19 protein-coding genes are annotated in these 18,675 nt (G+C 63.3%); 13 read left to right on the top strand and 6 right to left on the bottom strand.

Annotated elements, in window-relative coordinates:
- Positions 1–20 precede the first annotated feature (20 nt).
- From ccoN to OOB33_RS19280, 7 genes are read left to right on the top strand one after another with little or no spacing between them, the layout of a single operon-like run.
- Positions 21–1,466 carry a cytochrome-c oxidase, cbb3-type subunit I gene (gene ccoN / locus OOB33_RS19310; RefSeq protein WP_102767180.1) on the top strand — a complete coding sequence of 482 codons (1,446 nt, stop codon included), beginning with the start codon at positions 21–23 and terminating at the stop codon, positions 1,464–1,466.
- Between the two features lie 34 nt (positions 1,467–1,500).
- Positions 1,501–2,124 (top strand): cytochrome-c oxidase, cbb3-type subunit II, encoded by a 624-nt coding sequence (ccoO, locus tag OOB33_RS19305; RefSeq protein WP_271009830.1) that lies wholly within the window; start codon positions 1,501–1,503, stop codon positions 2,122–2,124.
- Positions 2,125–2,144: 20 nt separating this feature from the next.
- A complete protein-coding gene (locus tag OOB33_RS19300) occupies positions 2,145–2,300 on the top strand; it encodes a cbb3-type cytochrome oxidase subunit 3 (RefSeq protein ID WP_102767178.1) in 156 nt (51 codons plus the stop codon).
- Entirely contained in the window at positions 2,297–3,214 is a 918-nt protein-coding gene (gene ccoP / locus OOB33_RS19295) for a cytochrome-c oxidase, cbb3-type subunit III (RefSeq protein ID WP_102767177.1), read from the top strand. The genes OOB33_RS19300 and ccoP overlap by 4 nt, the downstream gene beginning before the upstream one ends.
- A gap of 10 nt (positions 3,215–3,224) precedes the next feature.
- Positions 3,225–4,739 (top strand): cytochrome c oxidase accessory protein CcoG, encoded by a 1,515-nt coding sequence (gene ccoG, locus OOB33_RS19290; protein ID WP_271009829.1) that lies wholly within the window; start codon positions 3,225–3,227, stop codon positions 4,737–4,739.
- 36 nt (positions 4,740–4,775) lie between these two features.
- The gene (locus tag OOB33_RS19285) at positions 4,776–5,030 is read left to right on the top strand and encodes a hypothetical protein (protein ID WP_102767175.1); all 255 of its coding nucleotides are present in this window, start codon (positions 4,776–4,778) and stop codon (positions 5,028–5,030) included.
- A gap of 59 nt (positions 5,031–5,089) precedes the next feature.
- Positions 5,090–5,335, top strand: a complete 246-nt coding sequence (locus OOB33_RS19280) for a hypothetical protein (RefSeq protein WP_243392728.1) — start codon at positions 5,090–5,092, stop codon at positions 5,333–5,335.
- Between the two features lie 111 nt (positions 5,336–5,446).
- On the opposite strand, the gene fnr is transcribed toward OOB33_RS19280, so the two are convergent.
- Complete coding sequence (fnr, locus tag OOB33_RS19275) at positions 5,447–6,181, bottom strand: fumarate/nitrate reduction transcriptional regulator Fnr (protein WP_102767173.1); 735 nt, start codon at positions 6,179–6,181, stop codon at positions 5,447–5,449.
- Between the two features lie 182 nt (positions 6,182–6,363).
- On the opposite strand from fnr, the gene hemN reads away from it, so the two are divergent.
- The 4 genes from hemN to icd all read left to right on the top strand — a co-directional run bounded on the left by hemN (position 6,364) and on the right by icd (position 12,344).
- The gene (gene hemN / locus OOB33_RS19270) at positions 6,364–7,830 is read left to right on the top strand and encodes an oxygen-independent coproporphyrinogen III oxidase (protein ID WP_102769508.1); all 1,467 of its coding nucleotides are present in this window, start codon (positions 6,364–6,366) and stop codon (positions 7,828–7,830) included.
- Positions 7,831–7,835: 5 nt separating this feature from the next.
- Entirely contained in the window at positions 7,836–8,546 is a 711-nt protein-coding gene (locus tag OOB33_RS19265; RefSeq protein WP_102767172.1) for a sulfite exporter TauE/SafE family protein, read from the top strand.
- A 122-nt stretch (positions 8,547–8,668) separates the two neighbouring features.
- A complete protein-coding gene (locus tag OOB33_RS19260; RefSeq protein ID WP_171825977.1) occupies positions 8,669–10,906 on the top strand; it encodes an NADP-dependent isocitrate dehydrogenase in 2,238 nt (745 codons plus the stop codon).
- A 184-nt stretch (positions 10,907–11,090) separates the two neighbouring features.
- The gene (icd, locus tag OOB33_RS19255; RefSeq protein WP_102767170.1) at positions 11,091–12,344 is read left to right on the top strand and encodes an NADP-dependent isocitrate dehydrogenase; all 1,254 of its coding nucleotides are present in this window, start codon (positions 11,091–11,093) and stop codon (positions 12,342–12,344) included.
- Positions 12,345–12,529: 185 nt separating this feature from the next.
- Here the strand turns inward: icd and OOB33_RS19250 are convergent, their stop codons facing one another.
- Positions 12,530–12,778 carry a cold-shock protein gene (locus OOB33_RS19250; protein WP_102767169.1) on the bottom strand — a complete coding sequence of 83 codons (249 nt, stop codon included), beginning with the start codon at positions 12,776–12,778 and terminating at the stop codon, positions 12,530–12,532.
- 222 nt (positions 12,779–13,000) lie between these two features.
- Here OOB33_RS19250 and clpS point away from each other — a divergent pair, with 222 nt between their 5' ends.
- The gene (gene clpS, locus OOB33_RS19245) at positions 13,001–13,357 is read left to right on the top strand and encodes an ATP-dependent Clp protease adapter ClpS (RefSeq protein WP_171825978.1); all 357 of its coding nucleotides are present in this window, start codon (positions 13,001–13,003) and stop codon (positions 13,355–13,357) included.
- Entirely contained in the window at positions 13,354–15,672 is a 2,319-nt protein-coding gene (gene clpA, locus OOB33_RS19240; RefSeq protein WP_102767167.1) for an ATP-dependent Clp protease ATP-binding subunit ClpA, read from the top strand. Before clpS ends, clpA begins: the two co-directional genes overlap by 4 nt.
- A gap of 102 nt (positions 15,673–15,774) precedes the next feature.
- On the opposite strand, the gene OOB33_RS19235 is transcribed toward clpA, so the two are convergent.
- The 4 genes from OOB33_RS19235 to OOB33_RS19220 all read right to left on the bottom strand — a co-directional run bounded on the left by OOB33_RS19235 (position 15,775) and on the right by OOB33_RS19220 (position 18,551).
- Positions 15,775–16,590 (bottom strand): zinc-dependent peptidase, encoded by an 816-nt coding sequence (locus OOB33_RS19235; protein ID WP_271009828.1) that lies wholly within the window; start codon positions 16,588–16,590, stop codon positions 15,775–15,777.
- The gene (locus OOB33_RS19230) at positions 16,590–17,321 is read right to left on the bottom strand and encodes a UDP-2,3-diacylglucosamine diphosphatase (RefSeq protein ID WP_271009827.1); all 732 of its coding nucleotides are present in this window, start codon (positions 17,319–17,321) and stop codon (positions 16,590–16,592) included. Before OOB33_RS19230 ends, OOB33_RS19235 begins: the two co-directional genes overlap by 1 nt.
- Positions 17,322–17,406: 85 nt before the next feature.
- Positions 17,407–17,913, bottom strand: a complete 507-nt coding sequence (locus OOB33_RS19225) for a peptidylprolyl isomerase (protein WP_271009826.1) — start codon at positions 17,911–17,913, stop codon at positions 17,407–17,409.
- Positions 17,910–18,551, bottom strand: a complete 642-nt coding sequence (locus tag OOB33_RS19220) for a peptidylprolyl isomerase (protein ID WP_102767163.1) — start codon at positions 18,549–18,551, stop codon at positions 17,910–17,912. The genes OOB33_RS19225 and OOB33_RS19220 overlap by 4 nt, the downstream gene beginning before the upstream one ends.
- Between the last annotated feature and the right edge of the window lie 124 nt (positions 18,552–18,675).

Raw genomic sequence — 18,675 nt, 5'->3', positions numbered from 1 at the left:
GCTGCAAGGAGCCAAAACAAATGGCAAAGACTGCTGCGCCGGACATTGCATCCGGAGGCGTATACGAGGATGGTGTGGTACGTGCATTCGCACTGGCCGCTGTTCTCTGGGGTGTTGTGGGCATGTTGGTGGGGGTGATCATTGCTGCCCAGCTGACCTGGCCGGAACTCAATCTGGGCATTCCATGGCTGAGCTATGGCCGCTTGCGACCGCTGCATACCAATGCGGTGATCTTCGCGTTCGGTGGTTGCACCCTGTTCGCCACGGCTTATCACGTGGTGCAGCGCACCGGCCAGACGCGGCTGTTCGCGCCCGGCTTGGCCTGGTTCACGTTCTGGGGCTGGCAGCTGGTCATCCTCTCGGCCGCGCTGACCCTGCCGCTGGGCATCACCAGCGGCAAGGAATACGCTGAACTGGAATGGCCGATCGACATCCTGATCACCCTGGTCTGGGTCTCTTACGCCGTGGTGTTCTTCGGCACCGTCGGCACCCGCAAGGTCAAGCACATCTATGTGGCCAACTGGTTCTTCGGCGCCTTCATCATCGCCGTCGCCCTGCTGCATTTGGTCAACAGTGCCGCCATCCCGGTGAGCTTGTTCAAGAGCTACTCGGCCTACGCTGGTGTGCAGGATGCCATGGTGCAATGGTGGTACGGCCACAATGCCGTGGGCTTCTTCCTGACAGCAGGTTTCCTGGGCATGATGTACTACTACATCCCCAAGCAAGCCGGCCGCCCGGTCTACAGCTACCGCCTGTCCATCGTCCACTTCTGGGCGCTGATCTTCACCTATATGTGGGCGGGTCCGCACCATCTGCACTACACCGCGCTGCCGGACTGGGCGCAATCGGTGGGCATGGTGTTCTCTCTGGTGCTGCTGGCGCCCAGCTGGGGCGGCATGATCAACGGCATCATGACCCTGAGCGGTGCATGGCACAAGCTGCGTGACGACCCGATCCTGAAGTTCCTGATCGTGTCCCTGTCCTTCTACGGCATGTCGACCTTCGAAGGTCCGATGATGTCCATCAAGACCGTCAATGCGCTGAGCCACTACACCGACTGGACCGTGGGCCACGTGCATTCGGGTGCCTTGGGCTGGGTGGGGCTGATCTCCATGGGTTCGCTCTACCACCTGATTCCCCGCATGTTCGGTCGCACCGAGATGTACTCGAAGAAGGCCATTGAGCTGCACTTCTGGGTCGCGACCCTGGGCATCGTGCTCTACATCGCCGCGATGTGGATTGCCGGTGTGATGCAGGGCCTGATGTGGCGTGCGGTCAACCCGGACGGCAGCCTGGTCTACACCTTCGTGGAGAGCGTCAAGGCCACCTATCCCTTCTACGTGATCCGTCTGCTGGGTGGCGTGCTCTACCTGGGCGGCATGTTGGTGATGGCCTGGAACGTGGTGAAGACGGTGCAAGTGGGCCGTGCCGTCAAGGCACCGATCCCCACTCTGGTGGCCGCCTGAAGCGCTGAACGCGAGATCCAAGGAGAAATACAAAATGGCATCCATAGAACACAAGTCCAGTGGCCATCAGCGCATCGAGACCAGCAATTTCTTGATGATTGTGCTGACCCTGGTGACGGTGCTGGCAGGTGGCGCGGTTGAAATCGTGCCGCTGTTCTTCCAGCGCTCCACCACCGAGGCTGCGCCTGGCCTCAAGCCCTACACGCCGCTGCAGCTGGCCGGTCGGGACGTCTACATCCGCGAAGGTTGCTACAACTGCCACTCGCAGATGGTTCGACCTTTCCGGTCAGAGACCCTGCGTTACGGTCATTACTCGACCGCCGGTGAGTTTGTCTACGACCACCCCTTCCAATGGGGCAGCAAGCGCACCGGTCCCGACCTGCACCGTGTTGGCGGCAAGTACAGCGATGAATGGCACCGCATTCACCTGATCAATCCGCGAGATCTGGTGCCGGAGTCGAACATGCCAGCCTATCCCTGGTTGGCCGGCGCTCAGCTGAACCCGGCTGAGCTGGCACCCAAGATGAAGGCCCTGCGCACCGTGGGCGTGCCCTACACCGACGCCGAGATCGCCGGCGCGGCCGACGAAGTCAAGGGCAAGACCGAAATGGAAGCTGTGATTGCTTATCTGCAGGTGCTTGGCACCTCGCTGAAGTAGTAAGCAAGAAGGAGTCCGCAATGGATATCAATAGCTTGAGAACGGCGGTGACCCTGCTGTCACTGCTGGTGTTCCTGGTGATCGTGGTCTGGACCTACTCCAGCCGCAACAAGGCGCACTTTGACGAATTGGCCGGCATGGCCTTGCAAGACGAAGCCGATGGGAGGCCTCAATGAGTGATTTTTTCTCTGACGGTTGGTCCATGTTCGTGGCCGGCGTGACGGTGGCTGGCCTGGTGTTCTGCATCGTCTTGCTGCTGGTCGCCGCTCGCCACCGCGTCATGGCCAGTGACAACAGCACGGGTCATGTGTGGGACGAAGACCTGCGCGAGATGAACAACCCCTTGCCTCGTTGGTGGGCGATTCTGTTCGTGCTGACGGTGGTGTTCGCCGGCATCTATCTGGCGGCCTACCCCGGCCTCGGCGCGAACAAGGGCTCGTTGGGCTGGAGCAGCGCGGGTCAGTACGAGAAAGAGCAGGCCGATGCCCACAAGGCCATGAGCGCGCTGTACGCCAAGTTCAACGGCAAGCCGGTGGAGCAGCTGGCCCAGAACCCGGAAGCCATGGCCATCGGTGAGCGCCTGTTCGCCAACAACTGCGCCGGTTGCCACGGCTCGGACGCCAAGGGCAGCAAGGGCTTCCCCAACCTGACCGACAGCGACTGGCTCTACGGCGGTTCGCACGAGACCATCGTGCAAACCATCAGCAACGGCCGCAACGGCGTCATGCCGCCCATGGCTGCCGCCGTTGGCGCGGCCGAGGACGTGCGCAATCTGGCCAATTATGTGCTGAGCCTCTCGGGCAGCGCCCACAACTCGATCGCCGCGCAAAAGGGCAAGGAGAAGTTCGGTGCCTGCGCTGCCTGCCACGGCGCCGATGGCAAAGGCAACCAAGCCCTGGGTGCGCCCAACCTGACCGACAAGATCTGGCTGCATGGCTGGGGTGAAGATGCGGTCATGGCCATGATCAACAATGGCAAAAACAATCTGATGCCAGCCCAGTCGACCCGTCTGAGTGCCGAACAGATCCAGGTGCTTGGTGCCTATGTCTGGAGCCTGTCCAACAACAAAACTGTGGCCACGGCCCCTTGAGTGATCGACCATGACTGAAGCCCGGGCAGTACCGCCGGCGCCCCGCGTCGGACCGGCCATCGCTCCTGCGCCAGCCGCCAAGCCGGCGGATGGCGAGGATGCGGTGGTAGAAATCGTCTCGCTCTACGCAGCGCAGAAGAAGATCTACCCCCGTGCCGTGTCCGGCCTCTTCGCCTCCTGGCGTTGGGCGCTGGTCTGGTTCACGCAGATCCTGTTTTACGGTCTGCCCTGGCTGCTTTGGAACGACCGGCAGGCGGTGCTCTTCGAGCTCGCCAGCCGGCGTTTTTACATTTTTGGCCTGGTCCTTTACCCGCAGGATTTCATTTACCTGACCGGGCTGCTGCTGATCTCGGCTTATGCCCTGTTCCTGTTCACCGCCGTGGCCGGGCGGCTGTGGTGCGGCTATGCCTGCCCGCAGACGGTCTACACCGAAATTTTCTTGTGGATCGAGCGGCAGTTCGAGGGTGACCGCCAGGCGCGCATGAAGCTGGATGCCTCGCCTTGGGGTTTCAACAAGCTGTGGCGCAAGGGCGGCAAGCAACTGGTGTGGATCGCCGTCGCGCTCTGGACTGGCTTCACTTTTGTCGGCTATTTCACCCCGATCAAGTCCTTGTGGGCTGAGGCGTTCACTCTCAGCTTTGGCCCTTGGGAATGGTTCTGGGTGCTGTTCTACGCCTTTGCGACCTACGGCTTCGCGGGCTTCATGCGTGAGCAGGTCTGCAAATACATGTGCCCCTACGCGCGCTTCCAGAGCGCCATGTTCGACAAGGACACATTGATCATCAGCTACGACGCCGAGCGCGGCGAACCGCGCGGCTCCCGCAGCAAGAAGGCCAGCGTGGACGAAGTCAAGGCCGCGGGACTGGGGTCGTGCATCGACTGCACCCTGTGTGTCCAGGTTTGCCCCACAGGCATCGACATCCGCAAGGGCTTGCAGTATGAGTGCATCGGCTGTGCCGCCTGCATCGACGTCTGTGATGGCGTCATGGACAAGATGAACTACCCGCGTGGCCTGATCCGCTACGACACTCAAAACGGCTTGCAGCAACACCTGAGCCCGGCGCAAAAGCTGCGCCGCTTGTTCCGCCCGCGTGTGGTGATCTACACCGTGGTTTTGTTCGTGTTGTGCACCGCCTTGCTGGCCAGCCTCTTGTTCCTGCGCAGCCCCGTCAAGCTCGATGTGGTGCGTGACCGTGGTGTGCTTGCCCGCGTGGTGGAGGATGGCTATGTCGAGAACCTCTACCGATTGCAGGTCATGAACGCCACCGAACAGAATCACCGTTATCAGGTGACGGTCATCGGCATGGAGGGCATCAAACTGGAGCAGGTGGCTGAGCTCAGTGTTGCACCGGCCGAGGCGCGCTGGCTGACGCTGTCGGTGCGGGTGCCGCCCGAGACAGCGGCCCGCGCGGCGCAGGATCGCAAGGGCTCGCACGCGATCGAGTTCCAGCTGCGCAGCCTCGACGGCGCCAGCAGCGGTGCGACCGTCGTGCATGAAAAATCAACCTTCATCGTGCCGCGCTGAACCAAGCTTGGCCCACACACACAGGAGACGAGACGCATGAGCCAGAATTTCAAGCCTGAAAATGGCACGGCGGCCCCCAAGGCCGCTGGCTGGTGGCGCACGCCGATGATGTGGCTGGTGGTTGGCGGCCCGGCGCTGGTGATTGTGGCCAGCTTCATCACTCTGAGCTTGGCCATCAACAATCCCGACCCCGTGCTGGAGGACAAGGTGGTGGCCAACAAGGCCAGCGGTAGCAAGGCCCTGGTTCCTGCGCGTGAAGCGCGCAACCATGCAGCCACTGGCGGGCAGTGATCATGGACGCGGCTGATCCGTCCGCATCGGCAGTTCCCAAGCAAAGCAGCCGCTGGGCCATGGCAGTGGCTTGGCCATCCTTTTTCATGGCCGGGGTGATGGAGGCTCTGGTGTTTGCGGTCGTCGACCCCAGTGATCTGAGCTGGTTTGGCGCCGAGCGCCTGGATTGGTCGCGTCAGGCGGTCTATACCGTCAGCTTCATGATCTTTTGGTTGGTCATCAGCCTGGCAGCCAGTGTCAGCGTCATGCTGGCCACCTTGCCTGATTTGCCCGAGGACGCCCACCCGCGCGGCTGGCCGCGTTGATCCCGCAATGCGATTCGCCCGCCCGGCGTGGTGGCGCCAAACAAAAAGGCCTTCGTTCACACGAAGGCCTTTTTGTTTGACTGCGCCGCCCGTGCCGCGGGCGCGTTGATCTCAGCAGTTGCTGTTGTTGACCAGCTTTTGCAGGCCGGCCTGGTCGAGGATGCGCAGGTGCCGTTGCTTCACCTCCAGCAGGCCTTCTTCCTGGAATTTGGAGAAGGTGCGGCTGACGGTCTCCAGCTTCAGGCCCAGATAGCTGCCAATTTCCTCGCGCGTCATGCGCAGCACCAGGGCGGCGGCGGAGAAGCCGCGGGCTTGCAGACGCTGAGTAAGGTTGAGCAGGAAGGCGGCCAGGCGTTCTTCGGCCCGCATGCTGCCTAGCAGCAGCATCACACCGTGGTCGCGCACGATCTCGCGGCTCATGATCTTGTGGAACTGGCGCTGCAGATCGGTGAACTCGCGCGACAACTCTTCGAGCTGTTCGAAGGGGATCACGCAGACCTGGGAGTCTTCCAGTGCGACAGCGTCACAGCTGTGGCGGTCGGTGCTGATGCCGTCGAGGCCCAGCAATTCGCCGGCCATCTGGAAGCCGGTGACCTGGTCGCGACCATCTTCCGAGGACACGCAGGTTTTGAAGAAGCCCGTGCGCACGGCGTAGAGCGACTGGAACTCGTCGCCGCTGCGAAACAGGGTGTCACCTCGAGCCACGCTGCGGCGGGTGGCCACCAGCTGGTCCAGCTGATCCAGGTCGCCGGAGGATAAGCCCACCGGCAGGCACAGCTCGCGCAAATTGCAACTGGAGCAGGCGACCTTCAGCGGCTCAAACTTGATAGGGACGGTGGCATTCATCGTGTGCTTTTTAAGGGATTCGCAGGCAGCAGGCGGAGCAGACTGGGGCTGCGGGACTTCCAGATTTTTCACGGACATGAGCATGATGCACCTCAAACATGGGTGCATTGTTGGGTCGACAATGCGCGCCGAGCTTGATCCTTGTCAAGTCGGCTCGCCAAAGCCTTGGCAAAGTGCGGCCCATGGTACAGAACATTCAAGACCGAGGCCCTCGGCAACCTGAGACAAAGCCTGCTAGCGGCGCTGCGGCGGGTGCGCCCGCAGCCGCACAAATCAACGAAGCGCTCTTGCGACGCTTCGATGTATCCGGGCCTCGCTACACCTCGTACCCCACGGCCGATCGCTTCGTCGAAGCCTTCACCATCGAGCAATACCAGCAGGCGCTGGCGCAACGCGCGGGCGGTTCGCAGGTGGGCGGCAACACGCCGCTGTCGCTCTATGTCCACATTCCGTTCTGCGAATCGGTCTGCTATTACTGCGCCTGCAACAAGGTCATCACCAAGCACCATGATCGTGCCACCGAGTACCTGCAGGCCTTGGTGACCGAGATGGACCTGACCCTGGAGCACCTGGGCCGGGGCGCGGCGGTCTCGCAGCTGCATTTGGGTGGCGGTTCTCCGACCTTCCTGAGCGACGCGGAGCTGAGCCAGCTGATGCAGGCCATGCTGGAGCGCTTCCGCCTGGCGCCGGGCGCCGAGGTGTCGATTGAAGTGGATCCGCGCACGGTCAGCGTCGAGCGCCTGGCTCATCTGCGTCAGCTGGGCTTTAACCGTCTGAGCTTTGGCGTGCAGGACTTTGACCCCGAGGTACAGAAGGCCGTGCATCGCCAGCAGAGCTACGAAAGTGTTGAGGCCTTGATGGTCTCTGCCCGCTCGCTGGGATTTGAATCCACCAATGTGGACCTGATCTACGGTCTGCCGCTGCAAACACCCGAGTCCTTTGCTCGCACCATCGAGCAGGTGGGGGCGCTCAAGCCCGACCGCATCGCGCTTTACGGCTATGCCCATCTGCCGCAGCGTTTCAAGCCGCAGCGCCGCATCAATGAGGCTGAGCTGCCGGTGGCGGGCGACAAGATCACCATGCTGGCCGCGGCCATCAGCGGCTTTGAGCGCCATGGCTACAGCTATATCGGCATGGACCACTTTGCCTTGGCCAGTGACTCCCTGGCCGTGGCCAAGCGCCAGGGGCGGCTGCATCGCAATTTCCAGGGTTACAGCACCCAGCCGGACTGCGACCTGATTGCGCTCGGCGTCTCGGCCATCGGCCGGGTGGGCGCCAGCTACAGCCAGAACGCCAAGACCCTGGACGAGTACTACGACGCGCTGAATCAGGGCCAGTTGCCCATCCAGCGCGGCCTGGCCCTCACGCGGGACGACATCGCCCGGCGTGCCGTCATCATGGCCTTGATGTGCCAGGGGCGGCTGGAGTTCGAGTCCATCGAGTTGGCGCATCTGCTCAGCTTTGAGCAGTACTTCAAGCCCGAGATGGAGCGCATCCGCGAGCTGGCCGAGCAAGGCCTGGTCGTGTTGGAGCCGGGGGCCATCCAGGTCACGCCCATGGGCTGGTATTTCGTGCGCGCAGTTGCTATGGTGTTTGACCGATACCTGCAAGCCGATCGCAGCCGTGAGCGCTTCTCCCGCATCATCTGATCCCCATGCTTGACGCCAGCCTGGCCGCGTCCGCCGCCTTGATGGGGCTGGCGGGCACGCCGCACTGCCTGGCCATGTGCGGCGCCACCTGTGCCGCGGCGGGGGCGCGCTCGCCGCTCGCGTTCCAGTTCGGCCGCCTGCTGGGCTATAGCCTGGCCGGGGCCGTGGCGGCCGCCAGCATGCAGCTGCTCAGCCAGATGGGCCAGGCCACGGCCCTGCTGCGGCCTTTCTGGGTGCTCATTCACGTGGCGGCTTTTCTGCTCGGCATGTCCTTGCTATGGCGGGGGCGCCAGCCGGCCTGGATGGAGCGCTTGGGTCAGGATGTGGCGCGCCAGGTCGAAGTGCCTGTGGCCGGTTTGCGGCAAGGTGGCTTGGCTTTGGCTGGCCCCAAGCGCGCGGCCCGGGCAGGCCTGGCCGGCTTGGCCTGGGTGGCCTGGCCTTGTGGTCTTTTGCAGTCGGCACTGCTGCTCTCGGCCCTGGCCTCGGGGCCGGCGCAGGGTGGGGCGGTGATGGCCAGTTTTGCCCTGAGCTCGGGTGCCGGTCTGGCGCTCGGGCCCTGGCTGCTGCGTCGCCTGCGCCAGTCCAAGGACGGCGGCGCCGAGGGCCTGCGCTGGTCCGTGCGTCTGGGCGGCCTGGGCCTGGCCTCCGCCTCGGCCTGGGCCTTGGGCCATGGGGTGTGGGCGCAGATTGCCGCCGTGTGCAGCCAGTGGGCCTGATCCAGGCGCCGAAATGCCAAGACTTATATAAGACTTGAGTCCGCAGCCGGCGCCGCTGACTTAGAATCGGCGCCCTAATCGTTCCACTCCTTGGGCCTGAAGATGGCCGATCTGGAAATCACATGACAGCAACGCAGCCGACCATCATCTACACCCTGACCGACGAAGCCCCGCTGCTGGCGACGGCCTCGTTCCTGCCCATCGTGCAGGCCTTCACGGCGCCGGCCGGCGTTCGCGTCGAGACCAGCGACATCTCCGTGGCCGGTCGCATTCTGGGCCAGTTCCCGGAATTCCTGAGCGAAGAGCAGCGCGTGCCCGACCGCCTGTCGGAGCTGGGCAAGCTGACTCTGAAGCCGGAAGCCAACATCATCAAGCTGCCCAATATCAGCGCGTCGGTGGCGCAGCTGAAGGCGGCGATCAAGGAGTTGCAGGGCAAGGGCTACCCGATCCCGGATTACCCGGAAAGCCCCAAGACCGACGAAGAAAAAGACATCCGCGCCCGCTACGGCAAGTGCATCGGCAGCGCGGTGAACCCGGTGCTGCGTGAAGGCAATTCCGACCGCCGCGCCCCCAAGGCCGTCAAGGAATACGCCCGCAAGAACCCGCACAGCATGGCCGACTGGAGCCAGGCTTCGCGCTCGCATGTCTCGCACATGCACGGCGGCGATTTCTACCATGGCGAAAAGTCCATGACCCTGGACCGCGCGCGCAACGTCAAGATGGAGCTGATCACCAAGAGCGGTCAGACCATCGTGCTCAAGCCCAAGGTGGCCTTGCTGGACCGTGAGGTCATCGACAGCATGTTCATGAGCAAGAAGGCGCTGCTGGAGTTCTACGAGAAGGAAATCGAAGATGCGCGCCAGACTGGCGTGATGTTCTCGCTTCACGTCAAGGCCACCATGATGAAGGTCTCGCACCCCATCGTGTTTGGTCACTGCGTGCGCATCTTCTACCGTGAGGCTTTCGAGAAGCACGGCAAGCTGTTCGACGAGCTGGGCATCAACGTCAACAACGGCATGGTCGATCTCTACAACAAGATCGCCACCCTGCCGCAGAGCAAGCAAGACGAGATCAAGCGCGATCTGCACGCCTGCCACGAGCACCGCCCCGAGCTGGCCATGGTCGACTCGGCCAAGGGCATCACCAATTTCCATTCGCCCAACGACATCATCGTCGACGCGTCCATGCCGGCCATGATCCGCAACGGCGGCAAGATGTGGGGCGCCGACGGCCGCCTGAAGGATGTCAAGGCCGTGATGCCGGAGTCGACCTTTGCCCGCATCTATCAGGAGATGATCAACTTCTGCAAGTGGCACGGCGCTTTCGACCCCAAGACCATGGGCACGGTGCCCAATGTCGGCCTGATGGCTCAGCAGGCCGAGGAGTACGGCTCGCACGACAAGACCTTCGAGATCCCCGAAGACGGCGTGGCCAACATCACCGATCTGGACACCGGCGAAGTGCTGATGAGCCAGAACGTGGAGCAGGGCGACATCTGGCGCATGTGCCAGTGCAAGGACGCCGCCATCCGCGACTGGGTCAAGCTGGCTGTGACTCGCGCTCGCAACTCCGGCATGCCGGTGGTGTTCTGGCTGGACGCTTACCGTCCGCACGAGGCGCAGCTGATCACCAAGGTCAAGATGTACCTGCACGAGCACAACACGGCCGGCCTGGACATCCAGATCATGAGCCAGGTTCGCGCCATGCGTTACACCCTGGAGCGCGTGATCCGCGGCCTGGACACCATCAGCGCGACCGGCAACATCCTGCGCGATTACCTGACCGACCTGTTCCCCATCATGGAACTGGGCACCTCGGCCAAGATGCTGTCCATCGTGCCGCTGATGGCCGGTGGTGGCATGTACGAAACCGGCGCCGGCGGATCGGCCCCCAAGCATGTGCAACAGCTGGTGGAAGAGAACCACCTGCGCTGGGATTCGCTGGGTGAGTTCCTGGCTCTGGCGGTCAGCCTGGAAGACCTGGGCCTGAAGAACAACAACCCCAAGGCCAAGTTGCTGGCCAAGACGCTGGATGCCGCCACGGGCCAGCTGTTGGACAACAACAAGAACCCCAGCCCCAAGACCGGCCAGCTGGACAACCGCGGCAGCCAGTTCTACCTGGCCCTGTACTGGGCCCAGGCCCTGGCGGCGCAGAACGAGGATGCCGAACTGGCCGCCAAGTTCGCGCCCCTGGCCAAGGTGCTGGCCGAGAAGGAATCGGCCATCGTCGCCGAGCTGGCTGCGGTGCAAGGCAAGCCGGCCGACATCGGCGGTTACTACAAGCCGGATATGGCCAAGCTGGCCGAAGTGATGCGCCCGAGCGCCAGCTTCAATGCCGCCCTGGCCACGGTGCTGGGCTGATCAGCCGCGGCGTCTTGAGCGCCTGAACCGCTGTCGTTTGCACCCTGCAAACGGCAGCGGCCCCGAGAGAAAGCCGGTGCCCTGCATCGGCTTTTTCATATCCCGGCTTCGTCATTGAATGCCGCTAGAATTTTTGGCTGCCCTCTACGAGAGGGCATCCCGTCCCCTTCGGAGTACCTCCTACATGTTCCAGCATATCCAGGTCCCTGCCCAGGGCGCCAAAATCACCGTCAATGCCGACCATTCGCTGAATGTGCCGGATCAGCCCATCATTCCCTTCATCGAGGGTGACGGCACGGGCGCGGACATCACGCCGGTGATGATCAAGGTGGTCGATGCCGCGGTGGCCAAAGCTTACGGTGGCCAGCGCCAGATCCAGTGGATGGAAGTGTTCGCCGGTGAGAAAGCCACCCGTGTCTACGGCCCCGATGTCTGGCTGCCGGCCGAGACCCTGGAAGTGCTGCGCGACTATGTGGTCTCCATCAAGGGCCCGCTGACCACCCCGGTCGGTGGCGGCATCCGCTCGCTGAATGTGGCGCTGCGCCAGGAGCTGGATCTCTACGTCTGCTTGCGCCCGGTGCAGTATTTCAAGGGCGTGCCCTCGCCGCTGAAGGAGCCCGAGAAGACCAATATGGTGATCTTCCGCGAGAACTCGGAAGACATCTACGCCGGCATCGAGTACGAGGCCGAAAGCGAAAAGGCCAAAAAGCTGATCAAGTTCCTGCAAGAGGAAATGGGCGTCAAGAAGATCCGCTTCCCGGAGACTTCGGGCATCGGCATCAAGCCGGTCTCGCGTGAAGGCACCGAGCGTCTGGTGCGCAAAGCCATCCAGTACGCCATCGACAACGACAAGCCCAGCGTGACCATCGTGCACAAGGGCAACATCATGAAGTACACCGAGGGTGGCTTCCGTGACTGGGCCTACGCCCTGGCGCAGAAGGAATTCGGTGCCGAACTGATCGATGGCGGCCCCTGGTGCCGTTTCATCAGCCCCAAGAATGGCAAGCCCATCACCATCAAGGACTCGATCGCGGATGCTTTCCTGCAGCAGATCCTGCTGCGCCCGGCCGAGTACTCGGTGGTGGCCACGCTGAACCTGAATGGCGACTACATCTCCGACGCCTTGGCCGCGCAAGTGGGCGGCATCGGCATCGCCCCGGGCGCCAATATGTCCGATTCGGTCGCCTGCTTCGAAGCCACCCATGGCACCGCGCCCAAGTACGCCGGCAAGGACTATGTGAACCCGGGCAGCGAGATCCTCTCGGCCGAGATGATGCTGCGCCACCTGGGCTGGACGGAAGCAGCCGACCTGATCATCGCTTCGCTGGAAGCCGCCATCGCCAGCAAGCGGGTCACCTACGACTTCGCACGCCTGATGGACGGCGCGGTGCAAGTGTCCTGCTCTGGCTTCGGTCAGGTCATGATCGACCACATGTGAGCTGGCGTTCCGGCCCTGGCGCCGGAGACCTGCAGCGCACAAAAAAAGGCCCGCATCTGCGGGCCTTTTTGCTTGGGGGACTGAGCCGTGGCACATGGCCGGGCGGTGGGTCCTCTTCGCCTGGGGTCAGCGGGCTGACCGAGTGTTCAGCGTTTCGCCAGTGTTGCCACCAGCGAGCGCCAGTCTCAGGCGGCTTCGCTGAGTTCTTCCTGCGCTTGCGCGGCCGTGGAATACAGCGGGGTGATGTTCTGGGCCAGCTGGCCTTTGGGGCCTTGCACCAGCTCGTAACTCACCTTGCCGCCTTGTTGCAGGGTTCGAAAACCCTCCATCTGGATGGCTGAAAAATGCGCGAACACATCTTCGCCGCCCGCTTCGGGTTCAATAAAGCCAAAGCCCTTGGCATCGTTGAACCACTTCACCGTTCCTATCGTCATAACGCCTCCGTCCCGGTGTCTATTGCACCGCGGCGGATTTTTGGCGGCGGCCTGTGCGCTGTCAATTCAGGGCCTGCCCGGATGGGGGAGACCCTTGGGTGCCTGCGTTTGATGAAAAAGCCCGGGGCGCGGGTCTAATTTCACTCTTGTTTTCTCCCCAGTCGGCGCAAGATGGATTTCGGAGGGCCAGCGGGTATCGGTGGCTCTCGATAGAATCAATCCATGCCAGATTTCCCCAGTCAACCGCCAATGCCACCCGGATTGCCGCCCGGGCGTGAAGATGCCGACGGTACGACCACTGTTGAGCGTCTGACGCAAAAAACCGAGCCGCCGCGCCTCTACCAAGTGCTGCTGCTCAACGACGACTTCACACCCATGGAGTTCGTGGTCATGGTTTTGCAGGAATATTTCCGACATGACCTGGATACGGCCACCCAGATCATGCTCAAAATCCACCACGATGGGCGTGGGGTCTGCGGCGTCTTCAGCAAGGACGTTGCGGCGACCAAGGTCGAATTGGTGCTGGCGGCCGCAAGGCGCGCCGGCCATCCTTTGCAGTGCATTATGGAGGCCGCATGATTGCGCAAGAGCTTGAAGTTAGCCTGCATATGGCGTTCGTGGAAGCACGCCAGCAGCGCCATGAGTTCATCACCGTCGAGCACTTGCTGATGGCCCTGTTGGACAACCCTTCCGCTGCCGAAGTGCTGCGCGCCTGCTCGGCCAACCTGGACGATCTGCGCAAGAGCCTGACGCAGTTCATCAAGGAAAACACCCCGACCGTGGGTGGCGCCGATGAGGTGGACACCCAGCCGACGCTGGGCTTCCAGCGCGTGATCCAGCGCGCCATCATGCATGTGCAGTCCACGGGCAGCGGCAAGAAGGAAGTGACCGGCGCCAATGTGCTGGTCGCCATCTTTGGCGAAAAGGATTCGCACGCCGTCTACTACCTGCACCAGCAGGGCGTGACGCGTCTGGATGTGGTGAATTTCATCGCCCACGGCATCAAGAAGTCCGATCCGCCCGAGCCGCCCAAGGGGCAGGAGGGCAGTGCTGGCGCCGAGACCGAACGCGAAGAGGGCGAAGGTCAGGGCAAGGGCTCTCCGCTGGAGCAGTTCACCCAGAACCTGAACCAGCTGGCCAAGGACGGCAAGATCGATCCGCTGATCGGCCGCGAGCATGAGGTCGAGCGTGTGGTTCAGGTGCTCTGCCGCCGCCGCAAGAACAACCCGCTGCTGGTGGGCGAAGCCGGCGTGGGCAAGACGGCCATCGCCGAGGGCCTGGCCTGGCGCATCACCGAGGGCGATGTGCCCGAGGTGCTGTCTGAAGCCGTGGTGTATTCGCTGGACATGGGCGCTTTGCTGGCCGGCACCAAGTACCGCGGTGACTTCGAGCAGCGTCTGAAGGCCGTGCTCAAGCAGCTGAAGGACCAGCCGCATGCCGTGTTGTTCATCGACGAGATCCACACCCTGATCGGTGCCGGTGCGGCTTCGGGTGGCACGCTGGACGCCAGCAATCTGCTCAAGCCGGCGCTGAGCTCCGGCGCGATGAAGTGCATCGGCGCCACCACCTTCAGCGAGTACCGGGGCATCTTCGAGAAGGACGCGGCCCTGAGCCGTCGCTTCCAGAAGGTCGATGTGGCTGAGCCTTCCGTCGAGCAGACCATCGAGATCCTCAAGGGTCTGAAGTCGCGCTTCGAAGAGCACCACAACGTCAAGTACGCCCTGGGTGCGCTGCAGGCGGCGGCCGAGCTCTCGGCCAAGTACATCAACGACCGCCATCTGCCGGACAAGGCCATCGATGTGATCGATGAGGCCGGCGCTGCCCAGCGCATCCTGCCCAAGAGCAAGCAGAAGAAAACCATCACGCGCAGCGAGGTGGAAGACATCGTGGCCAAGATCGCGCGCATCCCGCCCGCCTCCGTGTCCAGCGATGACCGCAGCAAGCTCAAGAGCCTGGATCGTGATCTGAACAGCGTGGTGTTCGGCCAGGAGCCGGCCATCGATGCCTTGGCCGCTGCCATCAAGATGGCGCGCTCCGGCTTGGGCAAGCCGGACAAGCCGATTGGTTCTTTCCTGTTCAGCGGCCCGACCGGCGTGGGTAAGACCGAGGTGGCCAAGCAGCTCGCCTACATCCTGGGCATCGAACTGATTCGCTTCGACATGTCCGAGTACATGGAGCGCCATGCGGTCAGCCGCCTGATCGGCGCGCCTCCGGGTTATGTCGGTTTCGACCAAGGCGGTCTGCTGACCGAGGCCGTGACCAAGAAGCCGCATGCGGTGCTGCTGCTCGATGAAATCGAGAAGGCGCACCCGGATGTCTTCAATGTTCTGCTTCAGGTCATGGACCATGGCTCGCTGACCGACAACAACGGGCGCAAGGCCGATTTCCGCAACATCATCATCATCATGACGACCAATGCCGGCGCCGAAGTGATGAACAAGAGCAGCATCGGCTTCATGAACTCGCGCCAGCAGGGCGATGAAATGGCCGACATCAAGCGCCTGTTCACGCCGGAGTTCCGCAACCGCCTGGACGCCATCGTGTCCTTCCGTGCGCTTGATGAGGAAATCATCATGCGCGTGGTCGACAAGTTCCTGTTGCAGCTGGAAAGCCAGCTGCAGGAGAAGAAGGTCGAGGTCACCTTCAGCGACGCGCTGCGCAAGCAGCTGGCCAAGAAGGGCTTCGATCCGCTGATGGGTGCCCGCCCCATGCAGCGCCTGATCCAGGACACCATCCGTCGCGCTTTGGCCGACGAGTTGTTGTTCGGTCGCCTGGTCGATGGCGGTCGCCTGGGTGTGGATGTCGATGGCGCTGGCGAGGTCCAGCTGGACATCCAGCCTCTGAGCAAGCCCAAGGACAACAAGCCCAAGGCGGAGCCGGCCACGGCCAGCTGAGCTTGATGATGAGGCGCCCTGAGCCGGGCGCCCGAATCACCCAAGCCCCGAGCCTGTCTCGGGGCTTTTTCTTTTTATTGGGGGTGCCGCTGTTTCGAAGCGTCAGGCCGCCGGGTCTTGCCGGAAGAAGCCGGCCAGCAGCCGGTACAGCGAAGGCTGCTCCTGGCGCAGCTCGGTGGGCGCCACAAAAAAGGCCTCCACCGCCACGGCGAAGAACTCTTCCAGGCTCTCGGCGCCGTAGGGGTCGATCAAGGTGGCTTCACCTGCGTCCACGCGGGCGCAGAAGGCTTGCCACTCGGGCTCGATCACATCCAGCCAGCGCTCGCGCTCAGCCAGGCTGGGCAGGGGTGGCACGCCATCGGCCCAGCCGTCGCGCATGTCGATCACATGGGCGAACTCGTGGATGACGACGTTGAAGATGCTGTCGCCGGGGTCCAGGGCGGGATCGGGGTGTGCTGCCATGGCTTGCCAGCTCAGCATCAAGGGCCCGCCTTCCATGGCTTCGCCGGCCAGCTCTTCGTCAAAAGCGTGGACGATGCCGTCTTCGTCCATCATCTCGCGGCGTGCCAGCACTTCGCTCTCATGCATGACGATGCCGACGAAGCCGTCGTACCAGGCAAGCCCCAGGTGCAGCACCGGCAGGCAGGCCTGGGCCGCGACGGCCAGGGCGACTTCATCACTGACTTCAAAGCCGGCCGTGCCGTGGAACTCCTTGCTGTCGAGAAACAGCGAGCACAGGCGGCGCAACTCCTTCAGGTCTTCGGCGGAGCGCTGGGCGAGAAAGGGGTAGCGCAGCAGGGTCAGCTGCCACAGCGGCTCGGGGATCGCCAGGCGCTCCACGGTGCGTTGCTCGCGCTGCCGGCGCCAGGCGCCGGGCAGCGCTTGCAAACGCGAGAGAACGTGGCCCAGCCAGCCCATCAGGCCAGGTCGATGCGGCGCAGGCCGGCGTGCCGCAAACGCAGCAGGTCGCCGCGCGGCTGTGCGCCTTCGAAATCCCAGTCCGACAGCACATGGCGGCGCAGACCCGGCGCCAGCTCATGCCGGGCTGGCCGGTGGGTGTGGCCGTGGATCAGGTCGCCACAGCCGGAGGCTTGCAGCCATTGCACGCAGGCGGCGCTGTCCAGATCGGCGTACACGCTCATCTCGGCTTGGCCGGCCTGGCTGGCCTCGCGCATCTGGCGGGCCAGGGCGCGGCGTTCTTCAAGGGGGCGAGCCAGGAACTGCGCCTGCCAGGCGGCGCTGCGCACCTGGGCGCGGAAGGCCTGGTAGGGCTTGTCGTCCAGGCACAAGGCATCGCCATGGCTGAGCAGCCAGCGTTGGTCGAAGGCATTCAGCACCGTGGGGTCGGCCAGGGCTTGCATGCCGCAAGCGACCAGCATGTCTGGGCCGACGAGGAAGTCGCGGTTGCCGGCCATGAAGAACAGGGTGTGGCGCTGGCTGGCGGCGTGCAACAGTTCCACACACGAGGCTTCGAAGTCCTGGTGCCGGGCGTCGTCACCGATCCAGACTTCGAAGATATCGCCCAGCAGGAAGATCGCCTCGGCGCTGCTGTCCTGCAGATGGGCGGCCAGGGCGGCCAGGGTGGCTGGCGTGTCCGGCGAGAGGTGCAGGTCGGACAGAAAGTCCAGCCGGCGCCACTCGGCGGGCACGTTCAGCTCGGCAAAAGCCGGCAGGGCAGGGCGGGGTTCAGCCTCCGCTGCTGCTACGGCCGGCGCTGACGCCGCAGAAGGCGTCTCAGGCCGCAACTTCGACCGCGCGCTCGATGACCACGTTTTCCAGCGGCACATCGTCATGGAAGCCCGAGCGGCCGGTCTTGACTTTCTCGATGGCGTCAACGACTTCCTTGCCTTCGATCACGCGGCCGAACACGGCATAACCCCAGCCTTGCGAAGACTCGGACTTGAAGTTCAGGAAGCCGTTGTTGGTGGTGTTGATGAAGAACTGGGCGGTGGCCGAGTGCGGCGCGTTGGTGCGGGCCATGGCCAGGGTGTAGTGGTCGTTCTTCAGGCCGTTGTTGGCTTCGTTCTGGATCTCGCCCGCCGTCGGCTTTTGCTTCATGCCGACTTCAAAGCCGCCGCCCTGGATCATGAAACCCTTGATCACGCGGTGGAACACGGTGCCGTTGTAATGGCCGTTGTTCACATAGGACAGGAAGTTGGCGACCGAGATCGGGGCCTTGACGTCGTCGAGTTCGACGCGGATCAGGCCGTGGTTGGTGTGCAGTTCAACAATCTTGCTCATTTCTTGGGCTCCACAAGGGCTTTGGTGATGGTGATGGGGGTTTGCGGCAGGTTCTGGTGCGGGCCTTGGGCCGTGGTGGGCGTGGCGCGGATCTTGTCGACCACGTCCATGCCTTCGAGCACCTGGCCGAAGACGGCGTAGCCATTGCCGTCGCGCGAGTTGTCAGCGTCCAGGAAGGCGTTGTCCACCGTGTTGATGAAGAACTGCGAGGTGGCCGAGTTCGGATCGCTGGTGCGGGCCATGGCCAGGGTGCCGCGCAGGTTCTTCAGGCCGTTGCGCGATTCCAGCGGAATCGGCGGCTTGGTCGGGCGCTGCTGCAGGTCTTTGGTGAAGCCGCCGCCCTGGATCATGAAATTCTCGATCACGCGGTGGAAGATCAGGCCGTTGTAGTGGCCGGCCTTCACGTACTGCAGGAAATTGGCCACGGTCTTGGGTGCCTTGTCGGCATCCAGGCCGATGCGGATCTCGCCTTCGCTGGTGCTCAGGCGCACGAACACGGTCGGGTTGATTTGCGGCACGGCCGCGGCCGAGGCTGGCGTGGCCAGCGGGGCTTGGGCCTCGGCGCTGCAGACGGCCAGGGCGGCCAGCGAGAACAGGGCCAGGCGGCGGCTCAGGGACTGCACGAAATTCCTTGGCATGGGACGCATTCCTCCGGGGATCTTGGGGTCTGTGAATTGGATTGAAGCGGCGCGATTGTCGGTGCGCCGCCGGCTTCAGGCCGGCAACGCCTTCGCTCGTGAAAGGTCTTGTCTCTCTGGCCGC

This window comes from Paucibacter sp. B51, assembly GCF_027863535.1.
Lineage (GTDB): Bacteria > Pseudomonadota > Gammaproteobacteria > Burkholderiales > Burkholderiaceae_C > Paucibacter_A > Paucibacter_A aquatilis.
Note: the sequence above shows the minus strand (reverse complement) of the source record. Positions and strands in the feature narration are given on the sequence as shown.

What these genes read in the sequence shown, in the direction of transcription:
- OOB33_RS19280 (WP_243392728.1), top strand. Translation starts at nt 5,090, where the DNA reads ATGGCAGTGGCTTGGCCATCCTTTTTCATGGCCGGGGTGATGGAGGCT.
- ccoN (WP_102767180.1), top strand. Translation starts at nt 21, where the DNA reads ATGGCAAAGACTGCTGCGCCGGACATTGCATCCGGAGGCGTATACGAG.
- ccoG (WP_271009829.1), top strand. Translation starts at nt 3,225, where the DNA reads ATGACTGAAGCCCGGGCAGTACCGCCGGCGCCCCGCGTCGGACCGGCC.
- OOB33_RS19235 (WP_271009828.1), bottom strand. Translation starts at nt 16,590, where the DNA reads ATGGGCTGGCTGGGCCACGTTCTCTCGCGTTTGCAAGCGCTGCCCGGC.
- icd (WP_102767170.1), top strand. Translation starts at nt 11,091, where the DNA reads ATGTTCCAGCATATCCAGGTCCCTGCCCAGGGCGCCAAAATCACCGTC.
- clpS (WP_171825978.1), top strand. Translation starts at nt 13,001, where the DNA reads ATGCCAGATTTCCCCAGTCAACCGCCAATGCCACCCGGATTGCCGCCC.
- hemN (WP_102769508.1), top strand. Translation starts at nt 6,364, where the DNA reads ATGGTACAGAACATTCAAGACCGAGGCCCTCGGCAACCTGAGACAAAG.
- OOB33_RS19225 (WP_271009826.1), bottom strand. Translation starts at nt 17,913, where the DNA reads ATGAGCAAGATTGTTGAACTGCACACCAACCACGGCCTGATCCGCGTC.
- clpA (WP_102767167.1), top strand. Translation starts at nt 13,354, where the DNA reads ATGATTGCGCAAGAGCTTGAAGTTAGCCTGCATATGGCGTTCGTGGAA.
- OOB33_RS19265 (WP_102767172.1), top strand. Translation starts at nt 7,836, where the DNA reads ATGCTTGACGCCAGCCTGGCCGCGTCCGCCGCCTTGATGGGGCTGGCG.
- fnr (WP_102767173.1), bottom strand. Translation starts at nt 6,181, where the DNA reads ATGAATGCCACCGTCCCTATCAAGTTTGAGCCGCTGAAGGTCGCCTGC.
- OOB33_RS19250 (WP_102767169.1), bottom strand. Translation starts at nt 12,778, where the DNA reads ATGACGATAGGAACGGTGAAGTGGTTCAACGATGCCAAGGGCTTTGGC.
- ccoO (WP_271009830.1), top strand. Translation starts at nt 1,501, where the DNA reads ATGGCATCCATAGAACACAAGTCCAGTGGCCATCAGCGCATCGAGACC.
- OOB33_RS19300 (WP_102767178.1), top strand. Translation starts at nt 2,145, where the DNA reads ATGGATATCAATAGCTTGAGAACGGCGGTGACCCTGCTGTCACTGCTG.
- OOB33_RS19285 (WP_102767175.1), top strand. Translation starts at nt 4,776, where the DNA reads ATGAGCCAGAATTTCAAGCCTGAAAATGGCACGGCGGCCCCCAAGGCC.
- OOB33_RS19220 (WP_102767163.1), bottom strand. Translation starts at nt 18,551, where the DNA reads ATGCCAAGGAATTTCGTGCAGTCCCTGAGCCGCCGCCTGGCCCTGTTC.
- OOB33_RS19260 (WP_171825977.1), top strand. Translation starts at nt 8,669, where the DNA reads ATGACAGCAACGCAGCCGACCATCATCTACACCCTGACCGACGAAGCC.
- ccoP (WP_102767177.1), top strand. Translation starts at nt 2,297, where the DNA reads ATGAGTGATTTTTTCTCTGACGGTTGGTCCATGTTCGTGGCCGGCGTG.